This window comes from Chitinophaga alhagiae (assembly GCF_003568665.1).
Lineage (GTDB): Bacteria > Bacteroidota > Bacteroidia > Chitinophagales > Chitinophagaceae > Chitinophaga > Chitinophaga alhagiae.
On record NZ_QXMH01000001.1, the window covers coordinates 2,248,041 to 2,260,652 of the forward strand.

14 protein-coding genes and 1 tRNA gene are annotated in these 12,612 nt (G+C 43.4%); 9 read left to right on the top strand and 6 right to left on the bottom strand.

What is annotated here, in order from left to right:
* The first annotated feature begins 46 nt into the window (after window positions 1-46).
* A complete protein-coding gene (locus D3A97_RS09150) occupies window positions 47-1,015 on the top strand; it encodes an alpha/beta hydrolase (RefSeq protein ID WP_157986440.1) in 969 nt (322 codons plus the stop codon).
* A gap of 258 nt (window positions 1,016-1,273) precedes the next feature.
* Here the strand turns inward: D3A97_RS09150 and D3A97_RS09155 are convergent, their stop codons facing one another.
* A complete protein-coding gene (locus tag D3A97_RS09155) occupies window positions 1,274-1,831 on the bottom strand; it encodes a hypothetical protein (RefSeq protein ID WP_119078058.1) in 558 nt (185 codons plus the stop codon).
* A 302-nt stretch (window positions 1,832-2,133) separates the two neighbouring features.
* On the opposite strand from D3A97_RS09155, the gene D3A97_RS09160 reads away from it, so the two are divergent.
* The 6 genes from D3A97_RS09160 to D3A97_RS09185 all read left to right on the top strand — a co-directional run bounded on the left by D3A97_RS09160 (window position 2,134) and on the right by D3A97_RS09185 (window position 7,432).
* The gene (locus tag D3A97_RS09160) at window positions 2,134-3,282 is read left to right on the top strand and encodes an XRE family transcriptional regulator (protein ID WP_119078059.1); all 1,149 of its coding nucleotides are present in this window, start codon (window positions 2,134-2,136) and stop codon (window positions 3,280-3,282) included.
* Window positions 3,272-3,853 (top strand): PIN domain-containing protein, encoded by a 582-nt coding sequence (locus tag D3A97_RS09165; RefSeq protein WP_119078060.1) that lies wholly within the window; start codon window positions 3,272-3,274, stop codon window positions 3,851-3,853. Before D3A97_RS09160 ends, D3A97_RS09165 begins: the two co-directional genes overlap by 11 nt.
* Before the next feature lie 810 nt (window positions 3,854-4,663).
* Window positions 4,664-5,005, top strand: a complete 342-nt coding sequence (locus D3A97_RS09170; RefSeq protein ID WP_119078061.1) for a type II toxin-antitoxin system RelE/ParE family toxin — start codon at window positions 4,664-4,666, stop codon at window positions 5,003-5,005.
* 2 nt (window positions 5,006-5,007) lie between these two features.
* A complete protein-coding gene (locus D3A97_RS09175) occupies window positions 5,008-6,105 on the top strand; it encodes a HigA family addiction module antitoxin (RefSeq protein ID WP_119078062.1) in 1,098 nt (365 codons plus the stop codon).
* Between the two features lie 105 nt (window positions 6,106-6,210).
* Window positions 6,211-6,852: a DUF5343 domain-containing protein gene (locus D3A97_RS09180; RefSeq protein ID WP_119078063.1), complete on the top strand. Its 642-nt coding sequence runs from the start codon at window positions 6,211-6,213 to the stop codon at window positions 6,850-6,852.
* Window positions 6,845-7,432 carry a Swt1 family HEPN domain-containing protein gene (locus tag D3A97_RS09185; protein WP_119078064.1) on the top strand — a complete coding sequence of 196 codons (588 nt, stop codon included), beginning with the start codon at window positions 6,845-6,847 and terminating at the stop codon, window positions 7,430-7,432. The genes D3A97_RS09180 and D3A97_RS09185 overlap by 8 nt, the downstream gene beginning before the upstream one ends.
* Before the next feature lie 218 nt (window positions 7,433-7,650).
* On the opposite strand, the gene D3A97_RS09190 is transcribed toward D3A97_RS09185, so the two are convergent.
* Both D3A97_RS09190 and D3A97_RS09195 read right to left on the bottom strand, forming a co-directional pair.
* Window positions 7,651-7,737 (bottom strand) — tRNA-Ser (locus D3A97_RS09190).
* Window positions 7,738-7,803: 66 nt separating this feature from the next.
* The gene (locus D3A97_RS09195) at window positions 7,804-8,049 is read right to left on the bottom strand and encodes a YdeI/OmpD-associated family protein (protein WP_119078065.1); all 246 of its coding nucleotides are present in this window, start codon (window positions 8,047-8,049) and stop codon (window positions 7,804-7,806) included.
* Window positions 8,050-8,175: 126 nt separating this feature from the next.
* Between D3A97_RS09195 and D3A97_RS09200 the strand changes: the two genes are divergently transcribed.
* On the top strand, window positions 8,176-9,075 hold the full coding sequence (locus D3A97_RS09200) for a sugar phosphate isomerase/epimerase family protein (protein WP_119078066.1): 900 nt from the start codon (window positions 8,176-8,178) through the stop codon (window positions 9,073-9,075).
* On the opposite strand, the gene D3A97_RS09205 is transcribed toward D3A97_RS09200, so the two are convergent.
* Window positions 9,070-10,104 (bottom strand): asparaginase, encoded by a 1,035-nt coding sequence (locus D3A97_RS09205; RefSeq protein ID WP_119078067.1) that lies wholly within the window; start codon window positions 10,102-10,104, stop codon window positions 9,070-9,072. The two genes, D3A97_RS09200 and D3A97_RS09205, sit on opposite strands and share 6 nt — an antisense overlap.
* Window positions 10,105-10,146: 42 nt before the next feature.
* Window positions 10,147-10,923: a TatD family hydrolase gene (locus D3A97_RS09210; RefSeq protein ID WP_119078068.1), complete on the bottom strand. Its 777-nt coding sequence runs from the start codon at window positions 10,921-10,923 to the stop codon at window positions 10,147-10,149.
* A gap of 117 nt (window positions 10,924-11,040) precedes the next feature.
* On the opposite strand from D3A97_RS09210, the gene D3A97_RS09215 reads away from it, so the two are divergent.
* Window positions 11,041-11,919 (top strand): hypothetical protein, encoded by an 879-nt coding sequence (locus D3A97_RS09215; protein WP_119078069.1) that lies wholly within the window; start codon window positions 11,041-11,043, stop codon window positions 11,917-11,919.
* A gap of 57 nt (window positions 11,920-11,976) precedes the next feature.
* Here D3A97_RS09215 and D3A97_RS09220 read toward each other — a convergent pair whose 3' ends face one another.
* The gene (locus D3A97_RS09220; RefSeq protein ID WP_119078070.1) at window positions 11,977-12,591 is read right to left on the bottom strand and encodes a polysaccharide deacetylase family protein; all 615 of its coding nucleotides are present in this window, start codon (window positions 12,589-12,591) and stop codon (window positions 11,977-11,979) included.
* Between the last annotated feature and the right edge of the window lie 21 nt (window positions 12,592-12,612).

Below are 12,612 nucleotides of genomic sequence, written 5' to 3' on the forward strand. Positions count from 1 at the left end.
TTTCAGTGCCGTAGCAGCTGCCTAAATTCATAAAAAGGGAGGGAAAGTGAAACAGTTCTGCATTTCCATTGCGCTTTCAGTGATATTTGCCGTTGGCGGTTACGCACAAAACACCCATCGGCTACCGTTGCCTGCGGCTAAGCTCAAAGAAGAACTAGTATACGCGATATCACCGGATACGGTCTTCAATGCAGGTGTATTGTTTCATGCGGATAAAATTGCAGGCAAAGAGACAGCTATAATTTGGGTCCATGGATGGAGCGCCAATTTTTACTCACCTGGATACATTATGATCGGAAGGGCGTTGGCTGAAAGAGGATTTATATCTATCTCGGTCAACACCCGAATGCATGACCTGGCAAATGTTCAAGGCTATAAGCATAACAGGAGAATAAGAGGAGGTGGATATTGGGGAATAGCAGCAGATGAGGTAAAAGATATAGCCGGCTGGATTGATTTTGCAGAATTGAAAGGTTTCAAACATGTCATTCTAGTAGGTCACAGCGCGGGATGGGCGGCAGTGAGAAGGTACCAGTCGGAAAAACAAGATGCTCGGGTAATTGGGTTGGTTTGTGCCTCGGGTCAAGTCAGCCCGGATACGAGGCCCATTGACTCCTCGCAGTACATACCGGCATCTCGTTACATATCCGGGAATAAGCCGGATAAACTTATAGAAGATCCCAAACGTTCCTTTCCCTCCTATATTAGTGCTGCAACCTATATGGACATTGTCAATACGCCCCCGGAACAAAAAGACTTTTTTGGGTGGGCCAACCCGGGACAAGCCGGCATTACAAAAGTTCAATGCCCTATTTTGGTTTTTTATGCAACAAACAATGATGTAGGTAACGAAACAGAATTGAAGTCTTTACAGGCACACATCGAACAGCATTTTACAAACGTGAGGTTAACCACAGCAATGATTAAAAATACAGATCACATGTATATGGGCGCATCAGAACAGGTGGCTGATACGCTTGTTAACTGGATTGAGGGTATTTTAAATAGAAAATGATGAACAAGGAATAAACTAACGAAGCCAATTGATTACGTAGCGCTCGTTTGAAAGGGGGCTACCCCAACTTACAATTAGGTTATTGACTGGATGGGTTTCGGGTACTAAAAAACCCCTGAAGATCAGAGGTTTTAAGTGCTTTTACAGCGAAGATGCGGGGAGCAGGTTACAACTTTCGAACAAATTTGCATCTGATTTGAGAAAGATTATGCATTTTCTGGAAGAACATGGTATATAATCTAAAGTATCACTGCCTGTTTAAGGTTTGCTGAGTAATTCATATAGCTGTTCTATAACTGCAACTAAAATATTGGTTAGCGGTTGCAGGAGTAGCCGTTGGTGCTCTTCAAAATGCTTTTCTCCATGTTCCATATTACAACGAACATAATAAATAACCTTCAGAATTGCGATTGCTTTGGTTTCTGCATCAGTAGAATTCAATTCTGCCCTAAGCTGAATATCTGCATTCCGGTCGCTCTGACCTTGAATCAGTTTTATATGAAATAGTTCCTCTTCTAATATCCAATCAATTGATTCGATGTCACTGTCATTATTATTTTTTGACAAATGAGTAAGTAGATTTGAAGCACCTATATACTGCACCACATATTTAGTAGCTTTTTGATTGTCTTCCAGTCTTTTGGGAAGAACTACTCCTGTTGCTTTCAAAGCAGTAGGAATTTCGTTGTATAGACGGTTGTATGTAGGGTACAAATCCCTAAATCCGTTGAATACGGCACTTAAATCATCCTCAACATTAGCAGCCTGCTTTCGCTTCCAACTTTGGTAATAGTCTAAAGTTTCTTGTGATAACATATATATACTATTTAAGGGCAATAAAGATAATAAATTTAGGTCTTAGCTATTTCTAAAGCCGCTCATTATCCAGGTTAAATCGCCCCGTAGCCATTGATTTACCCTTTTTCGATGCTTTAAACACTATATGTCAGTATAATGATAGTTGGATTTAATATCAAGTGAGAATATATAACCTTCCCAGAAAGAAAAGCGCTTTCTCCGAATGATCAAATAATAGGATTAATGTTGATTATAATTGCATATTTTTAATAAAAACACATCAGATTAGCAGTTAATTTAGATACTCTACTTATTACAAAATGGCGTTTGATACCAAAATATTGGGAGAAAAACTTCGTCGCTACAGAGAGCAACTACAGCTTTCTTTAGAGGAAGTTGCAGAAAAAACAGGTATAATAGAATTGCGCCTTCAAAGTTTGGAAGGCGGATTGATTGAACCTACTGGCGATGAAATATTGATTTTCTCTGATTTTTATAAGCAGGACTATGTTTATTTTATAAGCAACCAACAAAAGGCAGCTTCTGAACAGATTGATATTTTATATAGACAATATGGAAGGGATTTCTCGAAAGAGGATAGGTGGGCGATCCAAGAGTTTATGTTTCTTTGCGAATGCGAAGAATTGGCTTTCAAAGCTACTGAGTTTAATAAAATAGAGTTTGAATTTATTCCTTCTGGTGATTTCTATAAAACTCACGGTCAACTTGCCGCAGCAAAATTACGAGGCAATTTAGGTTTTCAGCCTATAGTAGCAATACCTAATCCATATCAAGCATTGAGAAAATTGGGAATTCATATTTTTAGACGCAAATTGAGTAATTCGAATATATCAGGATTGTTTATCGCCCACCCAGTGGCTGGAAAATGTATTTTAATCAATTACTCAGAGGACATTTATCGCCAAAACTTTACATTGATGCATGAAATTGCTCATGCTATTTTCGATTATAAAGAGAATATAAATGTTTCTTATGAGCATTATAAATCTACTCAAAAGTTAGATTTAAGAGAGGTTCGAGCGAATGAGTTTGCATCATCTTTCCTTATCCCTAAGGAGATTTTTAGTCATGCAAAAGATTTGCAATGGACAGATGAAAATTTTAAACTATTAGCAAAACGGTTACAAGTCAACGCTGAACCGTTATCCATTGCGATGATGAATGCAGGGGCAATAACATCAATGCAACAAAAATATTTCAAAGCACTTAAACTTAGTGCTTCTGATAAGATTGATTCCGAGCTAAAAGACTTGACTCCTAAAATGTATGATGCAAAATCAGAACTTTTGCAAAGAGGAATCAATGATTTTTATGTTAGAAAATGCTACGAGGCCTACAATGTAGGTGCTATTTCATCAGGTAGATTGGCAGACATGCTTCTCAGTAATGAGAATGAACTGGTCAATGTTTTAAACCTTTTTAATCTCCGATTGAGCTATGACAATTGATATTACAAAGTGTATTAAAATAAACATTATCGATAGTTGCGCGATATGGAACTTGCTGTCGTCATTGATCCTATACAATAGAATTAAATCTAACGGATTTGACTTTTCGATCACTCAATTTGTAGAATATGAATGTTTGTTTAAGGTAAGATCTAATCCTACTAATCATGATAAAGAGATTAGAGAAAGGCTAGAGAAAATCAAGAGAGGCGGAGTATTTCTTACACATCGTCTGTCAATAGACGATTTGCAAGATTCTGATATCGTCAAATATAGCCAACGTCTAGGAAGAGGCGAGCTTTCATCAATTGCTTTTTGTAAAAAAACTAACCAGGTGTTTCTGACTGATGATCAGAAAGCAAGGAAAATTGCCAAATTGATTTTGGGAGAGGATAAAACACAAACGGTTCCCCACATAGTAGGATGGCTTTTTTATGAAGGTATTTTGACTGATAGCGATCTAGAGCCTATGATTGAAGAGCATAAAATATTCGGAAGACCTTTGGAGCAATATTTTCGTTCGGTATATAGTGAAGCTATGAGAATTAAACTAATGACTAAATCAGGCTAATCTTAAATAAGTTATAATTACCACTCTAGATATCATTGCCTTTAGGATGATATATTAAGATTCATTCTTTTTCTCGTTGGCTGTTTTGAGATTAATACATTTGGAAAGTATACGAGCATATCGTCTTATTGATCCTATAACTTCCTCTGGTTGTTCATCAGACAAATTGACTCCTGAAAGTTCTCTTAGCTTTTGTGGGGTAAGTCGTTCGCGTTTAGGATTTAAGGGTTGAGGATTCTTTGGAGAAGTCATAATCCATTTTACATAAAAGATAATTCATTTGAGAACATTTCGAACCAGTTAATAATTTGATAATTAATTCTTAACAGAAAGTGGGTTGAAAATAGCCAGAATTCTTCGAACCTAAAAAGCCTTCAAATCCAATGACTTGAAGGCTTTTTAAATTTTCAGCGGGGAGAAGGGGACAACTTTCGAACCTTTTTGCAGCTGATTTGAATAAGATTATGAATTTTATTGACAGATATTCTTGGAGTAAGTCAGGACAGTGAATCAATAACAATGAAATCTGTATATGTTAGGATAGTAATGCTTCCTAATTCTCCTTACGGTCAGAGTTGGGTTAGAACTGAGGGCCCCTTTGTTTTGTTTGCAGGTGCCAATTGACGCAGAAAGCAAAATTTTAAATTAACATATATGTATAAATATTATTATATAATTGTGTGTAAATAAAATATTTGATCGCTATTGGCTCTTTCCAAGCTATTTCGACGACGCGAACTGTCGTATAGTTCTTTAAATTTATTATTTTAACTTACATTTGATGTTAATTAAAATAAATTTATTTTTGTAGTGGAAATAACATTTACCGATAAGAAATTCGAAAAACTGGCTAATGATGATCGGATGAGGGTAAAGGAGTTTGGTAAGAACCGGGCTGAGAAGATCAAGACCAGACTGGCACAATTAAGATTTGCCGATAACCTGGAAGAAGTAAGGCACTTGCCAGGTAATTTTCATGAACTTACCAATAACCGGAAGGGACAATGGGCTTGCGATTTGGACCAACCGTATAGATTGATTTTTACACCTCATGAAAACCCTATTCCAAATAACGAACATGGCCAGTATGTTTGGATGGAAATCAAAGGTATAGAAGTTATAGAAATAGTAAACTATCATAAAGAGAAATAATCATGGCCAAACAAAATCAATATTTCCCACAATCAGTTCCGCATCCGGGCGGGACCTTAGCGGAGAAACTGGATGAAATGGGTATGGGGCCGAAAGAATTTGCCCTTCGTACCGGGAAGCCTGAAAAAACAATAATTGCCATACTTAAAGGTGATAGTTCGATTACACCGGATATGGCGGTGCAGTTTGAGAATGTTACAAAGATTCCTGCAAACTTTTGGATGAACCACCAAAGAGCCTATGATGAATACATTGCAAGAGAAAAAAGGCAAACTGTTATTCAGAATGCGGTGGCATGGGCAAGGCAGTTTCCCTTGGCAGATATAATAAAGAAGGGCTGGTTGCCTCCGGTAACCACGATTCAGGAAAAAACAATGGAAATGCTTGCCTTCTTTGGCTTCTCCAATCACACGGCCTGGGAAGATTATTATTTTAACCAGCAACTTAAAGTAGCTTTCCGTATATCTCTAGCTCAAACCAACGAACCTTATGCCATATCAGCATGGCTTCGCAAAGGCGAATTGCAAGCGACAGAGTTAGAAGCAAGCGACTATTCAGAAAAGAAGTTTAAGGAAGCATTACCAGAATTGAAATCAATTATGGCAAATCATCCTAATGGATTCTTTAATCACTTGCAAAGCGTTTGCCTGGAAGCAGGTGTGAAAGTAGTGTATACTCCTTGTATCAATAAAGCCCCAATAAGTGGTTCAACTCGTTGGCTAAACGATACTCCTCTTATTCAGTTAACTGGTCGGTATAACCGCAATGATAGCTTTTGGTTCACTTTCTTTCACGAGGCTGGACATATTCTCTTGCACGGTAAAAAGGATATTTTCTTAGAGAAGGTTGAGTATTCCGATAAAGACCTCATCAAAGAGAAGGAGGCAGATGAATTTGCCATAAAATGGACCTTAACAGAAGATGAAGAGGCAGAGATATTAGCAGCGGCCCCTCTTAGTGAAGATGATATAAGAAATTTTGCAAGGAAGTTCAATACTCACACGGCGATTATTATTGGGCGGTTGCAACATAAGAAACTGATTCCTTACTCATTGGGTAGAGAATATTTTGAACCCATAATACTGGATGGAAAGGTCTAAAATTGCTCTTTTAAAGAAGGTATAACCTCAAACAGAGACAACTCACCCATATTCACTCGGATACAGGGTGAACCAGAGTAATAAGTTTAAATCAAACAACTGAATATGGCAGCAGATATCCCATACTTGAATGCACCTGGCTCAATCGGAAAAATCCTTGAGAAAATTAAGGAGGCAAGTACCCCCGAGACTTTCAGTCAAGATTTCTTGAAAACCAAACTTGGTTTCAATGGCGGCAATTACTTGACTTTTATACCTTGGGCAAAGAAAGCAGGCTTAGTAAATAGTGATGGCACGCCCACGAGTCTTTATAAACAATTTCGAAATCCTACAACTTCAGCTAAGAGCTTGGGGACAGCAATGCGGCAAGCCTATCGTGAATTGTTCTCGCGAAATGAATACTGTAATGAACTTGATAGAAAGGCATTTAAGGGGCTTGTAATGGAAGCTACAGGCGAAGCTCATGATTCAAAGAAAGTCGAAAATATTGTATCAACTTTCTTTAATGCTAAAGCTCTAGCTGATTTTGATTCTAAGCAAGTAACAATGACTTCAGAAGGCATAAAAGAATTAAAGACGACAAAGAAAGACGAGCCCGTCCTGCAGCCCCCAATTTCATCTGGTTCAAACAAACAAAGAACTATTGGATTGAACTATACAATCAATTTGGTTTTGCCTAAAACTGACGACCCTGCTATATTCAATGCGATATTTAAATCACTAAAAGAGAATTTGCTAAATGAATAACTCGGATATTGAATCTAGAATTAGATTATTTACTTTGGCTAATTCATTGACTGAAAATGACTTGGATAAAATCGAAGCAGAGCATAATTTAGACTTAGGCAGAAAGGAATTGGTTGAAGTGAAACGCAAAGACTATTACTTGCAATTTAATGCAGATTTTAGAAAAGAAGCTAAAGAAATGGCAGAACACTATGAAGTGTTTTATTGCCTAGAAAGATCTATTAGATCACTAGTTGTGCAATTGATGAAAGAAAAATATGGAGATAACTGGTGGGAGTTAAAAGTTCCGGCGGCAATAATTTCGAATGTTGATAATAACATAAAAAGAGAGGAGGAGTCAGGGTTTACTCAACGGTCAGAACTTAAAATTGACTACACAACTTTTGGGGAATTAAGCCAAATAGTATCAGGGAATTGGGACGCTTTTGCTGATTTGTTCAAGAATCCAAGAGCATTTCAAAAAATTATGAACAGTTTAAACTTGCTACGGGGTCCTATAGCTCATTGTTGTGCATTAGCTGAAGATGAAATTGTGAGACTTGAAATAACGGTTAAAGATTGGTTTAGGCTTATGGGGTAGAAGCGAGGAAACCTTTGCATTATAAAAAGTGGAACTAAAAGGATAGAGCTGTAATTCTCTCAATTTTTTCCCAACTTAATAGAATATATCGAACCAACTAACAATTTGATAGTTAATTATTAAAACAATAAGTAACCATCAGTAGTAATCCAATTGCAAAAATTTCGAACTAAAAAAGCCTTCAATCTCAAAGACTTGAAGGCTCTTTTAATTTTCAGCGGAGGAGAAGGGATTCGAACCCTTGATAGGCTTTCACCTATACACACTTTCCAGGCGTGCCAGTTCAACCACTCCTGCACTCCTCCGTACGGCTGAATTATTCATTCAGGGCTGCAAAGATAACCCTTTGTCCAAAAAATCCAAGAAAAGTTTTAATCTCCCTTGTAGACCATATTCATATACTTATTCCCTTCCTTCAGCTCTTTCAGCATCTGGTCAAGCCGCTTTTGGCGGGTTTCTTCCCGTTTGGCGTTGCTGATCCAGCCAATATAGTCGTTTTGCTGGTAGGCGGGGCGTTGCTCGTACCGTTCAAACAGCTTGTGTTTGGTGAGGGCTTCCGCCACAAACTCCGGCATGGGGTGCCGTGGGCGTTTCAGGGAGCTGAGGTCTTTTTTCATTGTACACAGGTTTCAGGTGTCAAAAATAGCCAAAACCGGGCATTGTTGCCTGGCTGGGCGGCGTTTTGTATTTTGTTCCAAAACCCGATATTTATGCCACATACCCGCAGGAAATTTATTCGCAATATGGCTGTAGCAGGCGCTGTGTGGCCGCTGCGCTCGTTTGCGCTGCCGGCCAAAGACTGGGAAGTGCATTGTTTTTCCAAGCCTTTTCAGTGGATGGATTACAACCTGCTCTGTGAAACCTTTGCGGCCGCCGGGTTGCAAGGGGTAGACTATCCGGTGCGGCCCGGAGGACATGTACTGCCTGAAAAAGTGGCTGCAGACCTTCCCAAAGCCGCCGCCGCGGCGCGCAGGGCCGGCCTCAAAACAACGTTGATGACCACGGCTATCCTCGATGCTGCGGAGCCCCACGCCGCAGCCATCCTGAAAGCCGCCGCAGGCGTGGGCATCCGGTATTACCGCCTGGGCTGGTTCGATTACCAGAAGGGCAAGCCGCTGCAAGACAGCCTGCAGCGCTGCAACGGGCAGTTGAAAGGGCTTGACCGGCTGAACCGGCAGCTTGGCATCCATAGCTCCTACCAGAACCATGCGGGTGTGAAGGTGGGCGGGCCGGTGTGGGACCTCTATGAAATGATAAAAGATATTGACCCGGCTTATACCGGCGTACAGTACGATATACGCCATGCTACGGTAGAAGGCGCCAACAGCTGGCCCCTGGGCCTGGAGCTGGTGAGCCGCCATATCAACACGCTGGTGATCAAGGATGTAAAGTGGGTGGAGCGCAACGGGAAATATGTGCTGGAGAACACGCCCCTGGGTGAGGGCATGGTCAATTTCCCGGCATTCTTCAAAAAAGTGAAGGAGCTGAACATCCATGCGCCCATTTCTCTTCACCTGGAATATGAACTGCTGACAAAACAGGAGGAAGCCTTGCCGGCCGCGCAAAAGCAGCGCATAGTGCTGGAAAAGCTCCGGAAAGACGTACAGGCCCTCCGGGGCATGTTGGCGGCGGCCGGTTTATAATTCAGGGGAGGCGGGTGTAAGCTCGCCGCGCAGCGGCTCCTCTATGAGGCGTTTGATCTCTTCGGGCGAGAGGTGTTGCCCCAGGAGGAACATCAGCTTGGTGGTGGCCGCCTCAAACGTCATATCGTGCCCGCTGACCACGCCCACTTTCTGCAGGTGCTGGCTGGTCTCATATTTCCCCAGTTCCACCGAGCCGCCGTCGCACTGGGTAATGTCTACCATAATGATCCCTTTATCTGCCGCCTTTTGCAGGCACTCTGTAAACCAGGGCTGCGTGGTGGCGTTGCCGCTGCCGAAGGTTTCCAGCAGCAGGCCGCGCATGCCTGGCGTATTCACAACGGCTTCCACGGCGCGGCGGGTGATGCCGGGAAATATTTTCAGCACGCCAATGTTGGGGTCCATGTTCTTGTGAACAATGAGGCCCTGTTTGGGTGCGGGCAGCATATAGTTGTTCTTGTATTTGATATCGATGCCGGCTTCGGCCAGGGCGGGGTAGTTCATGGAGTAAAAGGCCTCGAACTTTTCGGCGTTGTACTTCTTGGCGCGGTTGCCGCGGAACAGCATGAAGTCGAAATAAATGCACACTTCCGGCACCATACAATGGCCGTTGCTCTTGGTAGACGCAATTTCCATGGCGGTGATAATGTTTTCCTTGGCGTCTGTACGGATCTTGCCGATGGGCAGCTGGCTGCCGGTGAGAATGACGGGCTTGGACAGGTTTTCCAGCATGAAGCTGAGCGCGGATGCCGTAAAGGCCATGGTGTCTGACCCGTGCAGGATCACAAAACCATCGTACCGGTCGTACCGGTCTTCAATAATACCGGCCAGCTCGGACCAGATCTCCGGGTTCATGTCTGATGAGTCCATCGGCGGATTGAAGGCGTATACGTAGAAATCAATTCCCATGCGGTAAAGCTCGGGCAGGTTGTTCCGGATCTCGTTGAAGCCGATGGGCCGCAGTGCTGTCGTTTTTTCGTCGTAGATCATCCCCACGGTACCACCGGTATAGATGATGAGAATTTTCGTCATTTATCTCTTATGGAATTGCATGCAAATGTATTCACTTATCGGTTAGAGCATTTTGAATAATTTCCGCGCATTGCCTGTTGTTATTGCAGCTACTTCCTCAATTTTTAGATTTTTTACATCCGCGAGCTGCTGAGCCACCAGGGGAATGTAGGCGCTTTCGTTCCTTTTGCCCCGGTACGGCACGGGCGCCAGGTAGGGCGCATCTGTTTCCAGCACAACGTGTTGCAGGTCAATATCCGCCATCAGCACGTCCAGGCCGGCCTTTTTAAAGGTCACCACCCCGCCGATGCCCAGGTAGAAGCCCATATCAATGATCTCCTGTGCTTCTTCCCTGGTGCCTGAAAAACAATGGAATACGCCTGTCAGTTGCCCGTTGTGCAGCGCTTTCACCACGTCTATGCAGGCCCGGGTGGCTTCCCGGCTGTGAATGGCAATGGGCAGGCCGTGCTCCAGGGCCAGGCCGATCTGCCCGCGGAAGGCCCGGTATTGCCGCTCCAGGTGCGGCTCGCTTTTATCCCAGTAAAAATCCAGCCCTATTTCCCCCACGGCCCAGAATTTCCGCTTTTCCAGCCAGTTTTGCACAATAGTGAGCTGGGCTTCCACGTTTTCTCCCACATAGCAAGGGTGCAACCCCATCATAGGCAGGCATACCTCCGGGTAATCCGCCTCCAGCTGGAGCATGCCGGGTATGGACTCCTCGTCAATATTGGGCAGCAGCAGCCTGTTCACCCCCTGCCGGATGGCCCGGTCAATCATTTCCGGCCTGTCTTTATCAAATTCCCGGGAGTATAAATGGGCATGCGTATCAATCCAGTTCATTATATATGGGTTTTTTCAATTAATTGTTTATCTTTATTTTTACAAAAAACATAATATTTAAAGTAAACCTTTTCACAAAGGTACAGTCTCAACTAGCCAATACCTATAAAAACTACTATGATGAAACACTATTTTAACACCAATAAGGTACTCTCTGTTACGGCGCTGGCTATTGGCGCCATCACCATTTTCTTTGCGTGCAAGAAAGACGATAAGGCCGGGGCGGACGAAGCCAGGGATACACAAACCATGGCGGCTGCGCAAAGGGAAGTAGAGATCAATGCGGTATACGATGATGCATTTGGCGTAGTGCTGGATGCCAATTCATATGAAAGCGGGCTGAACGGTACAGACGGTGGCCGCTGGGCGCCGGAAAATTCTTCACACGCCCGTTGCTACGCCATCTCTTTTGACCCGGTGGAGCTGGGGGTATTTCCCAAAACGGTAGAGCTGAACTTTGGCGACGGGTGTACAGACGGAGGCGGCCCCACCCGCAAGGGAAAGATCAAAGTAGTGGTGAGCGAACTGTTCTTTTTGCCGGGCGCTGAAGCTGTTATTACATTCGAGAACTATTCTGTGAACGGTATCAAGGTGGACGGCACCCAAACTCTCAAGAACCTTTCCGGCACTAACGGTTTCGGCTACTCGTATACAGTTGCTGGTGGCAAGCTCACCTATCCCAACGGTGCTGTATACCTGTATGACGGCATGCGCAACCTGACCCAAAAGGAAGGGGCTGATACCAAATATGATGTGAATGATGATGTGTATGAACTGGAGGGTAATGCCACGTTGAAAGACAGTGTTAACACGGCCACAGTAACCATCACCAAAGCGCTGGAGCGCAAATTCAGCTGCTCCTATATCAGCAAAGGCGCGGTTGCCGTTACGGTTAACGGCCACGCAGCCTCTATTGACTACGGCAACGGTGAATGTGATGATAAGGCGATGATCACCGTAGGAGACAAAACAAAAGAGATCACCCTCTCCAAATAAAATAATTACAACCTGCTGATGACAGAAAGAGGATGCTATGTACGGCATCCTCTTTTTTTATACAATAGCTTCCAGCTTCCAGCCTTTGCGTTTGCAATGTTCCAATACCCGGGGCAGCGCATACTGCATGCGGTCCCAGGCTTTGCGGCTGTCATGAAATACTACTATAGAGCCGGGCTGCAGCTTGAACACCACGTTCTGCACGCAGGTTTCGCCGGTAATGGCGGTGTCGAAGTCGCCGCTGAGGATGTCCCACATAATGATGCGGTAATCCTGCTTCAGCTGTTTTACCTGGAAAGGCGAGATACGGCCGTAGGGCGGCCTGAAGAGGTCTGAGCGGATGTAGCCGGCGGCTTCCCTGATATTGGCCACGTATTGGTCTGTACCCGTATTCCAGCCGTTGAGGTGGTTGTGGGTATGGTTGCCTACGGCATGGCCTTCCAGCAGTATCTGCTGGTAAATGTCCGGGTGTTCCACCACGTTTTTGCCGATGCAGAAAAAGGTGGCTTTGGCATCGTATTTTTTGAGCTGTTCCAGTACGAAGGGGGTGGCTTCGGGGTGGGGGCCATCGTCAAACGTCAGGTATACGGCATTGGTAGCCGGCGAAAAATTCCAGATACAGCTTTTGTACAGCGATTTCAGGATGCCGGGCGTTTTCGTCAAATAGAACATATGAATCGGGTTTTACAGCGC

Bases quoted from the DNA above. Each gene is read 5' to 3' on its own strand.
- D3A97_RS09155 (WP_119078058.1), bottom strand. From the start codon at position 1,831: ATGTTATCACAAGAAACTTTAGACTATTACCAAAGTTGGAAGCGAAAG.
- D3A97_RS09160 (WP_119078059.1), top strand. From the start codon at position 2,134: ATGGCGTTTGATACCAAAATATTGGGAGAAAAACTTCGTCGCTACAGA.
- D3A97_RS09165 (WP_119078060.1), top strand. From the start codon at position 3,272: ATGACAATTGATATTACAAAGTGTATTAAAATAAACATTATCGATAGT.
- D3A97_RS09175 (WP_119078062.1), top strand. From the start codon at position 5,008: ATGGCCAAACAAAATCAATATTTCCCACAATCAGTTCCGCATCCGGGC.
- D3A97_RS09180 (WP_119078063.1), top strand. From the start codon at position 6,211: ATGGCAGCAGATATCCCATACTTGAATGCACCTGGCTCAATCGGAAAA.
- D3A97_RS09185 (WP_119078064.1), top strand. From the start codon at position 6,845: ATGAATAACTCGGATATTGAATCTAGAATTAGATTATTTACTTTGGCT.
- D3A97_RS09195 (WP_119078065.1), bottom strand. From the start codon at position 8,049: ATGAAAAAAGACCTCAGCTCCCTGAAACGCCCACGGCACCCCATGCCG.
- D3A97_RS09200 (WP_119078066.1), top strand. From the start codon at position 8,176: ATGGCTGTAGCAGGCGCTGTGTGGCCGCTGCGCTCGTTTGCGCTGCCG.
- D3A97_RS09205 (WP_119078067.1), bottom strand. From the start codon at position 10,104: ATGACGAAAATTCTCATCATCTATACCGGTGGTACCGTGGGGATGATC.
- D3A97_RS09210 (WP_119078068.1), bottom strand. From the start codon at position 10,923: ATGAACTGGATTGATACGCATGCCCATTTATACTCCCGGGAATTTGAT.
- D3A97_RS09215 (WP_119078069.1), top strand. From the start codon at position 11,041: ATGATGAAACACTATTTTAACACCAATAAGGTACTCTCTGTTACGGCG.
- D3A97_RS09220 (WP_119078070.1), bottom strand. From the start codon at position 12,591: ATGTTCTATTTGACGAAAACGCCCGGCATCCTGAAATCGCTGTACAAA.